15 protein-coding genes and 1 tRNA gene are annotated in these 16,581 nt (G+C 63.1%); 5 read left to right on the top strand and 11 right to left on the bottom strand.

What is annotated here, in order from left to right; genetic code table 11:
• Nucleotides 1-241: 241 nt before the first annotated feature.
• Nucleotides 242-1,324: a DUF484 family protein gene (locus PCE31107_RS22985; protein WP_240756241.1), complete on the top strand. Its 1,083-nt coding sequence runs from the start codon at nucleotides 242-244 to the stop codon at nucleotides 1,322-1,324.
• Nucleotides 1,325-1,372: 48 nt separating this feature from the next.
• Here the strand turns inward: PCE31107_RS22985 and PCE31107_RS22980 are convergent, their stop codons facing one another.
• The 5 genes from PCE31107_RS22980 to PCE31107_RS22960 form a co-directional block, all read right to left on the bottom strand.
• On the bottom strand, nucleotides 1,373-2,320 hold the full coding sequence (locus PCE31107_RS22980; RefSeq protein WP_150610765.1) for an AEC family transporter: 948 nt from the start codon (nucleotides 2,318-2,320) through the stop codon (nucleotides 1,373-1,375).
• A gap of 2 nt (nucleotides 2,321-2,322) precedes the next feature.
• On the bottom strand, nucleotides 2,323-3,084 hold the full coding sequence (locus PCE31107_RS22975) for a GntR family transcriptional regulator (RefSeq protein ID WP_150610764.1): 762 nt from the start codon (nucleotides 3,082-3,084) through the stop codon (nucleotides 2,323-2,325).
• 158 nt (nucleotides 3,085-3,242) lie between these two features.
• The gene (locus tag PCE31107_RS22970) at nucleotides 3,243-3,536 is read right to left on the bottom strand and encodes a hypothetical protein (protein ID WP_130025689.1); all 294 of its coding nucleotides are present in this window, start codon (nucleotides 3,534-3,536) and stop codon (nucleotides 3,243-3,245) included.
• Between the two features lie 391 nt (nucleotides 3,537-3,927).
• Nucleotides 3,928-4,116, bottom strand: a complete 189-nt coding sequence (locus PCE31107_RS22965; RefSeq protein ID WP_130025690.1) for a hypothetical protein — start codon at nucleotides 4,114-4,116, stop codon at nucleotides 3,928-3,930.
• 112 nt (nucleotides 4,117-4,228) lie between these two features.
• On the bottom strand, nucleotides 4,229-4,435 hold the full coding sequence (locus PCE31107_RS22960; RefSeq protein ID WP_017232346.1) for a hypothetical protein: 207 nt from the start codon (nucleotides 4,433-4,435) through the stop codon (nucleotides 4,229-4,231).
• A gap of 792 nt (nucleotides 4,436-5,227) precedes the next feature.
• On the opposite strand from PCE31107_RS22960, the gene PCE31107_RS22955 reads away from it, so the two are divergent.
• The 3 genes from PCE31107_RS22955 (at nucleotide 5,228) to fghA (ending at nucleotide 9,331) form a co-directional block, all read left to right on the top strand.
• Complete coding sequence (locus tag PCE31107_RS22955) at nucleotides 5,228-5,962, top strand: hypothetical protein (RefSeq protein ID WP_217425228.1); 735 nt, start codon at nucleotides 5,228-5,230, stop codon at nucleotides 5,960-5,962.
• A gap of 544 nt (nucleotides 5,963-6,506) precedes the next feature.
• Nucleotides 6,507-8,123, top strand: coding sequence for a restriction endonuclease (locus PCE31107_RS22950; protein ID WP_174966763.1), 1,617 nt, complete (start codon nucleotides 6,507-6,509; stop codon nucleotides 8,121-8,123).
• Nucleotides 8,124-8,476: 353 nt separating this feature from the next.
• Complete coding sequence (gene fghA / locus PCE31107_RS22945) at nucleotides 8,477-9,331, top strand: S-formylglutathione hydrolase (protein WP_130025693.1); 855 nt, start codon at nucleotides 8,477-8,479, stop codon at nucleotides 9,329-9,331.
• 163 nt (nucleotides 9,332-9,494) lie between these two features.
• On the opposite strand, the gene fusA is transcribed toward fghA, so the two are convergent.
• The 4 genes from fusA to PCE31107_RS22925 all read right to left on the bottom strand — a co-directional run bounded on the left by fusA (nucleotide 9,495) and on the right by PCE31107_RS22925 (nucleotide 15,237).
• Nucleotides 9,495-11,591, bottom strand: a complete 2,097-nt coding sequence (gene fusA, locus PCE31107_RS22940; protein ID WP_130025694.1) for an elongation factor G — start codon at nucleotides 11,589-11,591, stop codon at nucleotides 9,495-9,497.
• Between the two features lie 210 nt (nucleotides 11,592-11,801).
• On the bottom strand, nucleotides 11,802-13,448 hold the full coding sequence (locus PCE31107_RS22935) for a methyl-accepting chemotaxis protein (protein ID WP_150610761.1): 1,647 nt from the start codon (nucleotides 13,446-13,448) through the stop codon (nucleotides 11,802-11,804).
• Between the two features lie 313 nt (nucleotides 13,449-13,761).
• Nucleotides 13,762-14,895: a beta propeller repeat protein gene (locus PCE31107_RS22930; protein ID WP_150610760.1), complete on the bottom strand. Its 1,134-nt coding sequence runs from the start codon at nucleotides 14,893-14,895 to the stop codon at nucleotides 13,762-13,764.
• Between the two features lie 72 nt (nucleotides 14,896-14,967).
• On the bottom strand, nucleotides 14,968-15,237 hold the full coding sequence (locus tag PCE31107_RS22925; RefSeq protein WP_026131863.1) for a MoaD/ThiS family protein: 270 nt from the start codon (nucleotides 15,235-15,237) through the stop codon (nucleotides 14,968-14,970).
• A 359-nt stretch (nucleotides 15,238-15,596) separates the two neighbouring features.
• On the opposite strand from PCE31107_RS22925, the gene PCE31107_RS22920 reads away from it, so the two are divergent.
• Nucleotides 15,597-15,959 carry a hypothetical protein gene (locus PCE31107_RS22920; RefSeq protein ID WP_130025698.1) on the top strand — a complete coding sequence of 121 codons (363 nt, stop codon included), beginning with the start codon at nucleotides 15,597-15,599 and terminating at the stop codon, nucleotides 15,957-15,959.
• A 27-nt stretch (nucleotides 15,960-15,986) separates the two neighbouring features.
• Here the strand turns inward: PCE31107_RS22920 and PCE31107_RS22915 are convergent, their stop codons facing one another.
• Both PCE31107_RS22915 and PCE31107_RS22910 read right to left on the bottom strand, forming a co-directional pair.
• Nucleotides 15,987-16,175, bottom strand: a complete 189-nt coding sequence (locus tag PCE31107_RS22915) for a glycine zipper 2TM domain-containing protein (protein WP_150564494.1) — start codon at nucleotides 16,173-16,175, stop codon at nucleotides 15,987-15,989.
• Nucleotides 16,176-16,375: 200 nt separating this feature from the next.
• A tRNA-Lys gene (locus tag PCE31107_RS22910) sits at nucleotides 16,376-16,451 on the bottom strand.
• Between the last annotated feature and the right edge of the window lie 130 nt (nucleotides 16,452-16,581).

Here is a 16,581-nt window from a genome sequence, read left to right as displayed (position 1 = left end):
GATTCGATTCTGCTACCCTTCACTCCGGTGGGGGACGTGCCGTTAACGGCTAATGACAGTCGGATAACCGGCGTCGTCATGGCCTCACCATCGGGTTCGGCGAATGCGTTCAACGTGTGCGTCTCTGCCCGGAACTTGTTTCTCGGCGCGCAGTGCGAGCGCGATACCGGGGCGCTACGGCACAATGCCGGGCGATCACGCTAGGCGGCCGCGAAGTGCCGCGTGTCTTTCGAGACCTTACGTGGCAACCAACCAGGCACCGACGCTCGACTCCTTGCAATCGCTGCTGGCGACGGTCCAGCGCAATGAGCGCTCGCTAAAGCGATTCCAGGATATCGAGTTGGCGCTCATGGGCGCCCCGGACTTCGGCGAGTTTCTGGAAGTGGTGCTCAATCGCCTGCGTCACGATTTCGACCTGTCGGGCGTACGGCTGATGCTCGCCGAGGTCGACGACACCCTGCGCGATCTCATCGATACGGCCGAGGGCATTCGCGCACTCGACGCCGGTCTGTGCATTGCGCAGGATGCCGGCACGTTCGCGGCCGTCTGCGGCGACGGGCAGCTTTGGATCGGTGCGCCGCGCGAGCGCCACGCGCCGCTCTTCGGGGCGCGTCCGCCGGCCAGCGCCGTGGTGATGCCCCTGGCACGCAACGGCCGGTATTTTGGCGTGATCGCGCTGGGGAGTCGCGACGCGCGCCGCTTCGCGCCGGAGATGGCCACCGATTTCATCGAACGCTTCGGCGCGGTCGTTGCGGTGTGTCTCGAGAACATGTGGAATCGCGAGCGTCTGAAGCGTATCGGCCTGACCGATCCGCTCACAGGCTTGTCGAACCGACGCTACTTCGATCAGCGCTTGCGGGAAGAGGTGATCCGGGGGGCGCGTTATGGTGCGCCGCTCGCGTGCCTGCTCATCGACATCGACCATTTCAAGCGCGTCAACGACAGTCATGGTCATGCCACGGGCGACCGGGCCTTGCGGGCGGCCAGCGCATGCATGCGTGCGCAACTTCGGGTGACGGATACGCTCGCGCGTTATGGCGGGGAAGAGTTTGCTGCGTTGCTCGTGCAGACCGAGCAGAACTGGGCGGGCACGGTCGCCGAGCGAGTGCGTCGGGCCGTGGCACGGCTGGACGTGCCCGACGACGATGGCGCGCGCGTACCGCTCACGATTTCCATCGGGCTTGCCAGCGTGGATCCGCGCGATGTGTCCGACCGGGACACGCTGCCGATGCGTTTGCTTGGCGCCGCCGATGCGGCGCTCTACGCCGCCAAGCGCGGGGGGCGCGACCGCGTGGTCGTGGCACCTGCGGCGAGCCTGGGCTGAAGGGATCCCGTTCGCGCCGGCCGTCTCGGGGCGTCGCTTTCTGCGCGCTTAACGCACGCTGAACCACCCGATCAGCAGCGACACCGTTACCACGGAGAGCACCGTCGACATCAAAATCGCGCGCGAAGCGACGGTGGCTTCGCGTCCGTACAATTGCGCGAGCATGAACGGACCGGTGCCGATGGGCAGCGCCGAGAGCAGCAGCGCACTGTGTGCCCAGATCGCCGGAAGATCGAAGACGCGGAACGCCAGGAACGCCGTGATTGCCGGTTGAAACACCAGCTTGAGTCCGACGAGACGCCCGACCGCCCGTGCCATGCGCGGCTCTCGCGCCGCGCCCGATCGCTGCGCGAGAAACAGGCCGATCGCGACCAATGCGCAGGGACTCGCGGCACCGCCGAGCAGTGTCGTGAGGTGCAGCACGGGGGCGGGCAACGCGATACCGGCGCCCGCAAATGCCATGCCGGCGAACGGTGAGACGACAAGCGGATTGCGCACCAGCGCGCGGATCACGAAGCCTGCCGTGCGACGCCAGTTCGGCGTGGCTTGCAGATCCGTCTCGATGATCGCGATCGAGATCGCGAAGAGCACGGTGGCGGTGAGCAGCATCGCGACGACAACCGCCGGCACGCTGGCCGGACCGAAGACCACGAGGCACAGCGGCAGTCCCATGAACCCGGCGTTCGGATAGGCGGCGCCCATGCCTTCGATGCTCGCGTCGGTCAGCCGTCCGCGCACCGTGCGATCGAGCAGGAACGACAGTGCGAACGTTGCCGCCATGCCGCCGCCGAACGCCCCCAGAAACCCCGGATTGACCAGTTCCGCCCACGTAATCTGCGCCATCGACTGGAACAGTACGGCGGGCAGGGCGAGATAGACGACGAAGCGATTGAGGGCGTCGAGGGCGCCCTCGCCGAGCCAGGCCCGGCGGGCGCAGAGATAGCCCACGAAGATCAGCCCGAAGACGGGCAGGGCAGCAGAGATAACGGCTTGCATCGTCAGTTGGTCCCCGCCAGTCGGGCGAGCCACTCGCGTCGCGACTGGCCGCCGTCGGCTTCGGTGTGTTCGCGGGCGGCGGCTTCGGCGCCGATGGCGTCGCCCGCAGCGATGCGCGCGGCGATCTCACCATGCTCATGCCAGACGACTTCCTGCATTGGCATCGCCCCGAGCGTTGCCGCCATCGCCCGCATGATGTGCGGCCATTGCGGCGCCACCGTCTGCGCGATCAACGGGTTGCCCGACGCGTCATGCAGCGCCGTGTGGAAGGCAACCTCCACGCGGACTTGACGCGCCACCGGCGTGCCTCGTGTCATCGCCATGCCGGCGGCGACGGCGTCCTGCAGGCGGCGCAATTCGGCGTCGGTCAGCGTGCCCTGTGCCATGCGCGTGGCCGCCAACCGGGCGGCGAGCCCGTCCAGCGCGGTGCGCACCTGATAGAGCTGGCGAAGATGGTCGGCGTCGATCGGCGCGACCTCGAGCCCTTGGCGCCCGCTGTCGCAGACCAGACCGTCGCGCTTGAGCAACTGCAACGCATGGCTGACGGGCTGACGCGACACGCCCAGCGCATCGGCCAACTCGGCCTGCCGGATGCGCTCGCCCGGCGGCAATGTGAGATCGGCGATGGCGTCGCGCAGACGCGAATAGACCAGGTCGATCAGCACCGGTGTGCTGGCGAGTGGCCCAAGGGGCGCAAGCGCCGCATGGGTCGCGGGCGACGGACCGGACGCTGGGAAGTCGGCCTGGCTAGCGGAGTTCGACATGGGATTCGGGCACTTACCGGCATCGGTGATATCTGGAATTCCGAATTCTACTCGTGCAAGCGAACGCCCGGGGGACGTTTTTTCGATCGACAGCCGTCGTTGCGAGGGAGGGGAGGAAGTTCGGAAGCGCGCAAGTTCGGAGGCGCGAGGGGGAGGCGTCAGTCGCTAGGATCGAGTTCGGGCGGCGATACGGAGGTGGCGCGCGCGGGTGTTTGTAGCAGTGCCTGCATGGTCGTGCGCGTGCGCTGCAGACGTCGGGCGAGGGCCCAGGCGTCGGCTTCGCATTCGAACAAGCCGACGATCAGATGCGGTTCCGCGGCGAAGCCGTCGGAGAACAGTCCGATATTTTTGGCGATCATCTCACTCGTGCGTTCGACCGAAACGGTGTACTGACGGGGCGAGCGGTACTGATTGATGACCACGGCGAAGGCGCGGGAAAACGCGTCGGACATACGGAAACCTCCTCTGTCGGCGTAGCGCGGTGTCCCGGATGTTGAGCGCTGGAGACTTGGCGCGAAGCGTTGCACTTCCGGTGATTGTAGGCGATGGCGGCATGTGCGTCGGGAGAAAACGATGCCAGTGCCAGCGTGGGGATGCGAGGCCTCGGCCTCGGCATAAAAAAAGCCGCCGAGCGGGTCGGCGGCGCAACAGAGAGGGTGACAGCGCAACCGAAGTTGCCGGAAACGAGAATAGGTGGCCGCGATGACAGCGGCGTGACCGCCGTCGCTTCAGGGGCGGTAGGCCGTGGCAGGCGTGATAGGGCTGACCAGGGTCGAAAGCGTTAACGCTACGCAACGCCATCCAGAATCGGATGGCGGGTTGCCCGCCTGCGGCGCCCGGTGGCTACACCAATACGGGCAACGCCTCCATGACCAGCAACGCGACGAGGGCGCCGACCACGGCACCGACCGCGCGCAGACTGTAGCGCGTGGCCCGTGTGGTGACGGGAATGCCGCCAACGAGCAATGCACCGGCCACGGCCATTGGCAGGAACAGGGTCAGGTCGTAAAGGTTGAAGTGAAGTACGGGCATCGTTCTTGTCTCCTCGCCTGAATTTCCCTTCCACTATAGGACGGTTGCGGAGGATGCCCAAGTTTGGTGCGTTGCAGCATGTTGCTGCACGGGAAACGATGCCCTTGCCGCGTCAGTCTTCCTGACGCACCGCGTGCATCTTGCGGCGAGCGTTCCACATTGCCATGTCCTTGCGCGTACGTACGCGGTCACTGACGATGACGCCCGGCGGTTGCGCGCGGGCGGCGGAGATACCTACGTCGTCGGCTTCGCTGCGCGCCTGTACCATCATGACGAGCGTAAACAGCGAGGCGGCAAGCGCCAGCAGGATCAGCTTCATAGGGCCCCCGGTAAATCTCTGATGATCTGGTCGGTGTCATGCATCGTCGTCCTTGTCCTGACCAGTCCTTGGCGTGGACTGTGCCGGCGATGGTGGCGCGATGCTTCTTTTGCACTGATGATGGACGACGTTGCTGCGACTGCCTTTCGGGACGGGGCTCGGTGTGCCTGACGCGGCCTGATCGCCATTCGCGTCTCATATGGCGCGAAGCATCATAGCCGGTAAATGTGACAAATCTCCCGGCGGCGCGGATTTCGCCGCGAGCGCTGTGCAACACGTCACCGAACGTCCTTCACGGTATAGCGACGTGCGCGGCGAAAAGTTTAGAAATCGCGACAATTATTTTGAGACCGCGGGGAATGCCGTGCGGATGGCATGGCATGTCCGCGGGGCACCGATGGCGGTGAGGCTGGCGTAGGTCGAAATGAGTGGCCGCCCCGGCGATGGCAGTGAGCGTGGGGCGGTTGCGGTCGATGCCCGTAGCTTCCTGTGAACGGGGGGGGCTTCGGCTGGCCGAGCAGCGGCATCTGGCCGAATGCGGCTGTGGATTCAACCGGTCACTGCTGATGGACGGCTTTCCGACGGAGAATTTCGCCCGCCCTGCGCCCAAATCCTGCAGCGGCGGATGGCCCTATCGGCGTTGCCTTTTTATCAAAAGTATGCGCGAGGACAATCCGAGCGATCAAGCAGTCGCAGTTGGCGGAGAACGTCAGTCGCCCATAGTGGAGACCCGACATTGCATTCGATTCAAGAGAGACAGGGAGTGTGTACATGGTAAGGAAAGCAGGCGTCGTGAACGTTTTCGCCACGCCGTACGAGGTTTGGTCCAAACGCGACACAACCACCGAGGAGGCATTGGATCTTGTCACGAACAAGGGCCTGTCTTTTATCGATGCCTTTCAGGTGAACGATAGGCTTATCGAAGTGATCTCGACGCACACCGAAGCAGCCACTCGCATGCTCCGCCAGCGTGCTGACAATGGCTTGGAGGGCCATATCGACAGGGCACTAGACGCAAGCGCCGAGTATCGCGCTCTACGCGATCTGATGCCGCAGGATGTGCCCGAGGCGCTTTGTTCATACCAGGGTGAATTTCCGAAACACGACTGGGTAATGGCGGATGAAGCCATCAAAGCTCATGGCGTGGAGATAGCAGAGGGCCAGTTCTTTTTCCACGGGGGGCGTTGGGCCTGCGGTAGCCCAACCCTTACCACGTCGCGTCCGTTCTCAACGTCCTTCTGCCCCCAGGTGGCCCTGAGGAATGCTGAGTGGAAGGGCAAGGCCTATGACGCTGGCCGGGTGGACCTTATGGTGGTTCGCGTGACACAGTCCAAGACCAAAGCCTACGCCTACAGCCGGGAAGGCAATCACGGTAATGAGAAGGAAGTCGTCTTCGCGAGCGGCGCACAGCTAACTCGTATGCGCGAAATCCACATCGCCGCCATTCCCGTATCCAAAGTGACTTCGGGCATTCATAGGGAAGAGAAGGTCGTGCCTGCCTACGTGGTTGAAGTCGAGATCAGTTGACCCACTAGGCTTGGGCGCCTGAGATCGAGCAGGCCCGTTAGGCGGGAATCAGAGATCGCGTTGAGTTACCGTCCGCTTTGCGGCCCCGAGATTGGCGCAGCGAAAGTCCGCAGCGGGTCGCAAGCCAAAATCCGTTTAAGGTGGCAACCTGCCATGAAGCGACCTTCGTCGGATGCGACGACCAGACATTCACAAGACAAATTCACTCAGTAAGCAGTCATTCGCCGAAACTGCCCTGTACCACACTCTGCTCTGGCGCATGGATGTCCTCGGGCACGATGCCGAGGTAGTCCAGGGCTCTTATCGGGTCTCTCATAGCGACTGCTTGGATCTTCGTTTCGGTGGCCCTCAGTCAGGCTTCAATATTTCAAGTTTAGAATGGTCCGAAAGTCGCCTCGCAGGTCAACGACGCATAATTACAGATCGTTCTCTGAAGAGATACGCCGGAAGGCTGCGATCGAGTCTCATATCCTCGGTATGATCGGCATCAGACGCTAAAAACACTACAGGAGACCGCATGGCTCGTCGGGGATTCGTGAGTACCTTGAACCGCATTTCTCGTGAGATGGAGCGTTCTGCCCGTGCGTCGCGGCGCGCCTATGAGAGCGAACAACGCGCACAAATTCGCGCGATCCGAGAAGCTGAGCGCGCCGAAAGGAACTATCAGCGCGCTTTGATTGCCGACGAGAAGGAAAACAAGCGGCTTCACGTCGAATCTCAAATGGAAGATGCACAACAGCAGAACCAGGAGCTTGATGAGCAGGTGCAAGCGCTCTCGAAAATCCTGATTAATGGCATTCGACGCAATCCAGTCCTCGATTTCGCGAAGCTGCGGACCAAGCCAACCTATAAGCCTCTAGATCTGGGGAATTTCTCGCTCACCGAAGATCCTCCTCGTTGGGATGACTACGCTCCGGCAAAGGCCCGTGGCATTTCGAATCTCTTGCCGCGGGTGAAGAAAAAACATGCGGAGGAAGAGTCGTTGGCGCGACAACGCTTTGAGGCAGAGGCCCAGGCCCGTGTGTCCCGCAATGCAATGCGTCAGGCTGAAGTAAAGAAGCGCTGCGAGACCCATGAGCGCGTCGTCGAGCAAGCGAAACGTGAAGCAGACGAACACAATCAGCAAGTCGAACAGCTTGAGGCAGCGTTTCGTGCAGCAGACCCGAACGCAATTGCCGTCTACTTTGCAACGGTTCTGGAAAGCAGCCCTTATCCCGACGGATTTTCGCTGGCAACCAACGCCGAATATCAGGCCGAGTCGAAACAACTGATCGTGGCCTATGATCTGCCGGAATACGACGAAATTGTTCCTGCGGTGAAATCCGTCAGGTACGTCAAAACCTCGGACTCTTTTACGGAATCAGCTCGCCCCGAGAGTCAGCGACGCACGATGTATGCCGATGCCGTTGCCCAAACGACGCTGCGCTCACTGCACGAAATATTTGCGTCTGACACGGCCGGCTACGTGGAAACGGTCGTGTTCAATGGATACGTGGACACCATCGATAGAGGCAATGGAAAGCCCATCCGGCCCTGCATCATCACGGTTCGGACAACGCGCGAAATATTTCATGACATGGACTTGGCAAATGTCGATCCGCTCGCCTGCCTGAAGTCGCTGAACGCGTCATTCTCGAAGAGCGCCGCCGAACTGGCGCCGGTACGTCCGGTGCTCGAACTGAACATGGCTGATCCGCGCTTTGTCCAGGAGGGAGATGTCCTCGCCACGCTTGATCGGAGGCCTAACCTGATGGACCTGACGCCGGGCGAATTCGAGTCGCTGATTACCAACCTGTTCACGACCATGGGGCTGGAGTCTCGCCAGACGCAGGCATCTCGTGACGGTGGCGTGGATTGCGTAGCGTTCGATCCTCGTCCGATCTTCGGCGGCAAAGTGGTGATCCAAGCCAAGCGGTACAAGAACACCGTCGGCGTCAGCGCCGTACGCGATCTGTTCGGCACCATGCAGAACGAAGGTGCGTCAAAAGGCATCCTCGTTGCGACCAGTGGTTACGGCAAAGCGGCCTTTGAGTTCGCTAACGGCAAACCGATTGAATTGCTGGCAGGCAGTAACCTGCTGTATCTGTTGAAAGAACACGCCAACATCGACGCAAAGATCGTTATGCCGGAAGACTGGAAAGATATTGGCCCCGATAATTAACCGATCGGGAGTCGGGAGCGGTAGTCCGGCTACTCGTGCTACTAAGGACCGCTTCGGGTCGTAAACGGCCGATCTAGTCCAGCAAAGTGCTACGACGCTGTCACGGTAATAGGCCCGTCGCGCCAGGTATGTGGCACCGGCCGCTGCGCAATGCGCGCTCCCGTCACATGGCGGCGACGCGCGCGATATATCGGCTGTAATCCCGTCCGCGAACGCACGCCACTCACCCCACACACCTAGCCGATGTCACCCGCCGCCTCGCGAGGTAAGATAGCGGCCATCATCGCAATGGTTGCCACGCTCCCTGCGGCGCGGCGCCATGGCCGACTTCCCGAACCCTCCCGGATTTCGTCATGCTCGAACTCATTTCCGAACACCGTTGTTTCGGTGGTGCGCAACGATTCTATCGCCATACGTCGACTGTCATCGGCTTGCCGATGCGTTTCTCGGTGTTCATCCCGCCTCAGGCGCGTGACGGCCGCGCCGTGCCGGCGCTGTTCTATCTCGCGGGGCTGACCTGCACGGAAGAAACGTTCATGGTCAAGGGCGGCGCGCAATGGCTCGCTGCAGAACACGGCGTGGCGCTGATTGCGCCCGACACCAGCCCGCGTGGCGCTGGCGTGCCGGGCGAGACCGATGCCTGGGATTTCGGCGTTGGCGCCGGCTTTTATCTCGACGCGACACAGGCACCGTGGTCCGCGCACTATCGCATGTACAGCTATATCGTCGACGAACTCTACGGATTGGTGACGCAATCGTTGCCGATCGACGCGGGACGCATCGGCATCTTCGGCCACTCCATGGGCGGGCATGGTGCCCTGACGCTCGCACTGCGCAACCCTGACAAATTCCGCTCGGTGTCGGCATTCGCGCCGATCGCGGCGCCAACGCGTTGCCCATGGGGCGAGAAGGCATTCGCGGGATATCTGGGCGCGGATCGAGAGACGTGGCGCCAATATGACGCGAGCGAACTGATGGCGAAGGCCGGGCAGGTGGTGTTTCCGGGCGGTATCCTGATCGATCAGGGCTTGAACGATCAATTCCTCGAATCGCAACTGCATCCGCACCTCTTCGAGCGCGCCTGCCAGGATGCCGGTCAGCCGCTGAACCTGCGACGCCACCACGGCTACGACCACGGCTACTACTTCATTCAGACCTTCATGGCGGATCATCTGTCGCATCACGCCGAGCATCTGCGCACTTACTGAGCGCGCCCGGGCCCGCGACGCCCGATTCCCTCGGACCGATCGCGCCTTATGACGGCGAGGCAGTCAGCGCGTTGGCAAACGCGACAGCCGGACAACGACATCGGGCGCGGCGGTCAATCCTGACCCGCCGCGCCCGACATCGCGTCCGACATCCGATGACGCGTTACTTCTTGGTCGAAATAATCGCGTCGGCCACGTTCCTCGGCGCTTCGGCGTAATGCTTGAATTCCATCGTGTATGTGGCGCGTCCTTGCGTGAGCGAGCGCAACGAGGTCGAGTAACCGAACATTTCTGACAGCGGCACCTCGGCGCGTACGATCTTGCCGCCGCCCACGATGTCGTCCATGCCCTGCAACATGCCGCGACGCCCGGACAGATCGCCCATCACGTTGCCCATGAACTCTTCGGGCGTCTCGACTTCGACCGCCATCATCGGCTCGAGCAGCACCGGGTCGGCACGGCGCATCGCCTCCTTGAACGCCATCGAGCCCGCCATGCGGAACGCGTTTTCGTTCGAGTCCACGTCATGGTACGACCCGAACGTGAGCGTAACCTTCACGTTGACGACCGGATAACCGGCCACCACGCCGTTGTTCAGCGTCTCGCGAATGCCCTTGTCCACGGCCGGGATAAACTCGCGTGGCACCACGCCGCCTTTGATCGCATCGACGAATTCATACGGCTTTTCCTTGTCCGGCTCCAGCGTGATGACCACGTCGCCATACTGGCCGCGTCCGCCCGACTGCTTGACGAACTTGCCCTGCACGTCTTCGATTTTCTTGCGCACGGTTTCGCGATAGGCGACCTGCGGCTTGCCGACGGTGGCCTCCACGCCGAACTCGCGGCGCATGCGATCGACCAGAATTTCAAGGTGCAACTCGCCCATGCCCGAGATGATCGTCTGGCCGGACTCTTCGTCGGTCTTCACGCGGAACGACGGGTCTTCCTGTGCCAGCCGATTGAGCGCGAGCCCCATCTTCTCCTGGTCCGCCTTGGTCTTGGGCTCGACCGCCTGCGAAATCACCGGCTCGGGGAATTCCATCTTCTCCAGAATGATCACGGCGTTCGGATCGCACAGCGTGTCGCCGGTCGTCGCTTCCTTCAGACCGACCGCCGCGGCGATATCGCCCGCCCGCACTTCCTTGATCTCGATGCGTTGATTGGCGTGCATCTGCAAGATACGCCCCAAGCGTTCCTTCTTGTCCTTGGTCGGGTTGAAGACGGTGGCGCCCGAGTCGATCACGCCCGAATACACGCGGAAGAAGATCAACTGGCCGACGAACGGGTCCGTCATGATCTTGAAGGCGAGGGCGGAGAACGGCTCGTCGTCCGACGGGTGACGTTCGATCTCCTTGTCGTCCTCGTCGTGACCGGCGATGGCGGGCACGTCGACGGGCGACGGCAGGTAATCGATCACGGCGTCGAGCATGGCCTGCACGCCCTTGTTCTTGAACGCGGTGCCGCACAGCATCGGCACGATTTCACCCGCGACGGTACGCTTGCGCAGCCCCTGCCGGATTTCGGCCTCGGTCAGCGTATCGCCGCCAAGATACTTCTCGAGCAGCGCCTCATCGGCCTCGGCGGCGGCTTCGATCATCTTGTCGTGCCATTCCTGCGCCGTGTCCTTGAGATTGGCCGGAATGTCGACGTATTCGAACTTCACGCCCTTCGATTCCTCATCCCAGACGATGCCTTTCATCTTCACAAGATCGACCACGCCCTGGAAACTGTCCTCGGCGCCGATCGGAATCTGGATGGGCACGGCATTGCCGCGCAGACGCTCGTGAATCTGCTTGTGCACGCGGAAGAAGTCGGCACCCACGCGGTCCATCTTGTTGACGAACGCGATGCGCGGCACCTTGTACTTGTTGGCTTGCCGCCAGACAGTCTCTGACTGCGGTTGCACACCGCCGACCGAATCGTAGACCATGCAGGCGCCGTCGAGCACGCGCATCGAGCGCTCGACTTCAATCGTGAAGTCGACGTGGCCCGGCGTGTCGATGATGTTGATGCGGTGTTCGGGATAGTTGCCGGCCATGCCGCGCCAGAAGCAGGTCGTCGCGGCAGACGTGATCGTGATGCCGCGCTCTTGTTCCTGCTCCATCCAGTCCATCGTGGCAGCGCCTTCGTGGACTTCGCCCAGCTTGTGGTTGACGCCTGTGTAGAACAGGATGCGCTCGGTCGTCGTTGTCTTGCCAGCGTCGATGTGAGCACTGATGCCGATGTTTCGGTAGCGCTCGATGGGGGTCTTTCGGGCCACGGTACACCTCTTTTCCAGACGGTGGGAAAAAGCATAGCAGCAGCCATCATACTCCAATGTCTCCATGCCGCGCTGACCGTGACATCGGCTGGAAGCCCAGCAGGCATGGGGGTTTGCGGCGGCCGGCGGCATCGCCTGCCGGCCGGTGCGGCGCCTCGCCGGCACGCCCCAGCGGCACGGCCGAACCGGCGAGGGCGCCGATGATGCCGATTACGCGGTATGGCGCGCCCGGGCGAACGCCAGCACGTCGCCCCGCGGGCCGTTGGCGGCCGTCCGGGCGGCGTCGTCGAGCACGGATGTGACGACGTCGCCATCGGTCAGCCGAAACACGGCGACGGCGTCGCGCAGATTGCGCGCCTGATCTTCCAACGACCCGGCGGCCGCCGTGGCCTGCTCGACGAGCGCGGCATTTTGCTGCGTGACCTGGTCCATCTGCATGACGGCGGTGTTGACCTGCTCGATGCCGCCCGATTGCTCGCTCGATGCTGCCGAGATCTCGCCCATGATGTCGGTCACGCGCTGCACGGCCTGCACGATTTCCGCCATCGTGCGACCGGCGTCGCGCACTTGTGCCGAGCCGTCTTCGACCTTGCCGACGGACGTCTCGATGAGTGACTTGATCTCCTTGGCAGCGGCGGCGCTGCGTTGGGCGAGTGTGCGCACTTCGCCCGCCACGACGGCGAAACCGCGACCCTGCTCGCCGGCACGCGCCGCTTCGACGGCGGCGTTCAGGGCGAGGATATTGGTCTGGAAGGCAATGCCGTCGATCACGCCAATGATGTCGTTGATCTTCGTCGAGCTGGCCGCAATTCCCTGCATCGAGGCGACCGCACGTTCGACCACCCGGCCGCCTTCACCGGCGATTTCCGACGCGTTCGTGGCCAATTGGCTGGCTTGCCGCGCGTTATCGGCATTCTGGCGCACGGTGGCCGTCAACTCTTCCATCGACGAGGCGGTCTCTTCCAGGGATGCGGCCTGCTCTTCGGTGCGGGACGACAGATCGGTGTTGCCGGCAAGCAATTGCCCCGACGCCGAGGCGATGGCGGCTGTGCCGTGTCGTACGCGTCGCACAATGTGTTCCAGACTTTCATTCATATGCTTGAGCGCGCCCATCAATTGGCCCGTCTCGTCGCGGCTTGTCACGTCGATGCGGCTCGTGAGATCGCCCTGTGCCACGCGCTCGGCCACGGCCACGGCGCGCGCGAGCGGACGCGTGATGCTGCGCGTGACAGACCAGGCGGCGCCGATGCCCAGGAGGGTTGCCGCTGCGCCGATGGCGATGAGCAGCCATTTGGCGAAGACGATGCCGGCGCGCGTTGTGGCGCCGGTGTCGTCGACGATCCTTTTCTGGAGCGTGACCAGTTCGGCGGCTTCGGCCTGCATGGCGTCGAGCGCGGGGAGGGCGTCGCGATGGGTGACGTCCAGCGCCAAGTCTCGCTCGCCCGAGGTCAATGCGGCGAGCGTCGCACGACGTGCCGTCACAAACGCGTCGTTGTGTTGCCGGATCGAGGTCATCAATTGTTTGCCTTGCGCCGACACCACGTACTTGTCGAGCACGGCCTGCGCCTCGGCGATCCGGCTGAGATTGGCGTCGATACGCTGGTTGATGGTGTTGCGTTGCGCGGCGTCGGTGATCGTGAAGATCTCCAGCATGCGGCGGCCGTTGCCACGCACCATGGCATCGATGCTGTGTGCCGCATCGGCCTTGGCCCACGCGCTGGTGAGTAGTTCTTCGTTGTCGCGCTCGATGGCGACGAAACGCATCAGCGCGATGACAAGCATGGTCAACAACAGGGCTAGCAACGTGCCGAAACCGATGGCCAGTCGAGTTCGGATCTTCAGGTCGGCGATTCGCATTCGGGTGACTCCATTTAGGGATTGGATGCCGGGACGACATGGGTGACGTTGTGGCCCACTTGCGTTGCGAGGCCAGGTTGCCGATCGCTGCGCGGTGCACGCCAACGCTCAGCAGGACGCACAACGCGACCTTGTCGCACGCACCGACATCGGCGCGTGCGACACGCCAAGCAACGCGTGACGGGGGGATCAATGAAGCCAGTTCGCCTACCTCTATCTACGACGCGAAATGCGCTAACTGAAGGTTTCCTTCAGCAAAACGGGCGAGGGCGCGGCGACGAGACGCTCGGCATCTCGAACGACAAGACGCCCGCTACACGAAGCGCACGGCGTAGATAGGGGGCAAGTGCGTGGACAGGCATTGCCACTGCTCGCCTGCGCTGTCGCTGACCCACAGCGCGCCGGTGGTCGAGCCCATGGCGAGCGAGTGGCCGGTGGCGTCGATATCCAGGCCGTGGCGATAGATCAGATCGTAGGACGGCACCTCCGGCAGTCCGTGCGAGAGCGATGTGAACGACTCGCCGCCATCGCGCGTGCGAATGACGACGAGACGGGCGTCGACCGGCATGCGACAGGCGTCGCGCTGGGCCGGTACGAACCACGCGACATCGGGGTCGTGCGGATCGACGGCGACAGCAAAACCGAAACTCGACGGTGACGCTTGAATCCGCCGCCACGAGGCACCGTAGTCGAGGCTGCGGAAGATGCCGTTGTGATGCTGTGCCCACAGGGCGTTGGGGGCGTCGCGGCATTGCACGAGACGGTGGACGTCCTGCGCATTCGGATCGAGGCGTCGTTCGGGCGGCATGTAATCGGCTTCCATGCCGCTGGCCGCCAAAGCCCAGGTGTGTCCGTCGTCGCGTGTGCGCCAGACGCCGCCGGTCGAGATGGCGACGCTCACCTGTCGGCTGTCGCGCGGATCGATACAGATCGAATGAATGCCGGGGTGATCGTAGCCGCCCCCCATCCATTCGGCGCGCTCGGGGCGATCCCACAAGCTTTGCACCAGTGTCCAGGTGCGGCCTCGATCGTTGGAGCGGAAGAGGCCACCGGGAATCGTGCCTGCCCAGAGAACGCCGGGGGCGTCGGGCCCCGCGGCTTCGAGCGACCAGAGCAGTGAGACCGAGGGTGCCGACGGTGCCGACAACGCCTGCGCATCGTCCGCCGATGCTTCGGACTGCTCTATTTGTGGGGCGAAGGCCGGCGGTGAGAGTTCGGTCCACTCGTTTGCGTCGCGTTCGCGGCACCAGAGCTTCACGCCGAAGTGACCCAGATTGAGCGCGGCGTAATCGGTGCCGTCGCGCGGGTCGCGCAGCACCATGCTCACGGGCTCGCCGGGAAAGTCGGGCGCGCTCGACTTCAGGCGCCAGACGGCGTCCTCACGCTGCCATGTGAACAATCCCTTGCGGGTGGCAACCAGCAACGTGGCTCCGGTGACGTGTTTCACGATCTGCCTCCTTGGCTCGCGCGAGTCTTGTTCGATGCTCGCGCATTCATCTGCCGCTTGCGCCGTGCTCCCTTATCCGCCCGAGAGCGCCTGGGCGACATACACGCGGCTGGCGTCGTTCAGCGTGTCGCCCAGCGTGTGTCGGTCGCGGATCAGCCGGCCATCGACAAAGACCGCGACGTGCGCACGCAATCGTCCCTGATCGTTGAACAGGTAGCCACGCAACTCGGGCGTGAGCGTCACGCATTGCGCGAGCACGGCATGGACGGTCGGTCCATCGATGCATTGATCGTCAACGCAGACGTGGCGCTGAATTGCGGGTGCGAAGGTGACGGTCGCCATGTCCTGGTTTCGCGGATGCCATTGAGGCCAACGGATCCATCTTCCGAAGAGAACGAGACCTTCAGTGTAGACAATGCGGATGGCTTGCATGGTGTGCAGTGCAGCACTGTTGTGCGTTCGCCGCGCTATGTTTGCCGGAAGATAGCGGGCTCGTCGTCCCTTGCGGCCAATCATGAGGCGCGAGAGCGCGGTTTGGTTTCCTTTGCATAACGAGCAGCGAGTATCGAGTCTTGTGGGGCGTCGTCGTAGGGTGTGGCATCGCATATCGGACACTCCCCATCCCACTTCACCGCGTTATTGTTCACCATTATCGGAGTGCCCGCGAGCGCAGTGCCGCAGGCAAACTCCAGGAGGGAGCAATGGCAAAGAACCGAGGAAAAGACATTGGTATGGGACGCTGGTCGGATGCGGCGATCAAGCGTCAGTGGCGCTTGCACAAGGCGGGCGAGGCTTCGCAGAAGGAGGACTTGACGGTCAGGCGGCCGCCGGAGATGGCGAGGTGTGAAGGCTACTTCGTATGGAGCGGCCGCCAGGCGGCGTTTATCGGTCGGCACGACGGCGCGTTAAGGCATGGCGCGCGTCATTACGCGACCTGCACGGCGCAGGCCAAGCGTTATGCGAATGTGGCGGAGGCCCGGGCGGCGGCAGACGCCTTGGTGGGTGCGGTACTGATCATGTACGGCTACGCCGCCAACTCCCCACTCTATGCCGTGGGGCGATGACGGCGTCCGCCGGGCCGAGCCGCAACGTTACTTGCCCAACTCGTGCCCGATGACCCCGCCGACGACCGCGCCGCCGATGGTGCCGGCAGTGCTGCCGCCGGTGGCTTCGTGCCCGATGACCCCACCCGCGGCAGCGCCGCCCAGCGTGCAGCCGACCAGGGACGAGCCCATCGCGAGTGCCGTGATGACAACGAGAATCGACTTCGTCGTATTCATGATGCGTCTCCTGAAGCAAGGGGTGGCCGTGCGACCCGCAACGACGTGAATCCAGCTTAGATGGCACGCGTTTCGCGGACTATCGGTCGCGGCTGAATCGACTGTAGGAATCGGACGACAGGGGATGACCGGCCGGAGGCGGAGCATGGGGCGGGCAGAAACGACGAAGGCCGCACAGCGTGCGGCCTTCGTCATGCATCTGGTGGGGCGTGAGTGACTCGAACACTCGACCTACGGATTAAGAGTCCGCTGCTCTACCAACTGAGCTAACGCCCCGGTGCTGCCGGGAACAAAAAAGGCTGCACGTGGCGCAGCCTTCGCTGTCGTACTTTGGTGGGGCGTGAGTGACTCGAACACTCGACCTACGGATTAAGAGTCCGCTGCTCTACCAACTGAGCTAACGCCC

Origin of the sequence: Pandoraea cepalis (genome assembly GCF_902459625.1) — a bacterium.
Taxonomy (GTDB): domain Bacteria; phylum Pseudomonadota; class Gammaproteobacteria; order Burkholderiales; family Burkholderiaceae; genus Pandoraea; species Pandoraea cepalis.
Note: the sequence above shows the minus strand (reverse complement) of the source record. Positions and strands in the feature narration are given on the sequence as shown.

Coding starts and splice junctions, on each gene's coding strand:
- PCE31107_RS22980 (WP_150610765.1), bottom strand. CDS start 2,320: ATGCAAGCCGTTATCTCTGCTGCCCTGCCCGTCTTCGGGCTGATCTTC.
- PCE31107_RS22975 (WP_150610764.1), bottom strand. CDS start 3,084: ATGTCGAACTCCGCTAGCCAGGCCGACTTCCCAGCGTCCGGTCCGTCG.
- PCE31107_RS22970 (WP_130025689.1), bottom strand. CDS start 3,536: ATGTCCGACGCGTTTTCCCGCGCCTTCGCCGTGGTCATCAATCAGTAC.
- PCE31107_RS22965 (WP_130025690.1), bottom strand. CDS start 4,116: ATGCCCGTACTTCACTTCAACCTTTACGACCTGACCCTGTTCCTGCCA.
- PCE31107_RS22960 (WP_017232346.1), bottom strand. CDS start 4,435: ATGAAGCTGATCCTGCTGGCGCTTGCCGCCTCGCTGTTTACGCTCGTC.
- fghA (WP_130025693.1), top strand. CDS start 8,477: ATGCTCGAACTCATTTCCGAACACCGTTGTTTCGGTGGTGCGCAACGA.
- PCE31107_RS22935 (WP_150610761.1), bottom strand. CDS start 13,448: ATGCGAATCGCCGACCTGAAGATCCGAACTCGACTGGCCATCGGTTTC.
- PCE31107_RS22925 (WP_026131863.1), bottom strand. CDS start 15,237: ATGGCGACCGTCACCTTCGCACCCGCAATTCAGCGCCACGTCTGCGTT.
- PCE31107_RS22920 (WP_130025698.1), top strand. CDS start 15,597: ATGGCAAAGAACCGAGGAAAAGACATTGGTATGGGACGCTGGTCGGAT.
- PCE31107_RS22915 (WP_150564494.1), bottom strand. CDS start 16,175: ATGAATACGACGAAGTCGATTCTCGTTGTCATCACGGCACTCGCGATG.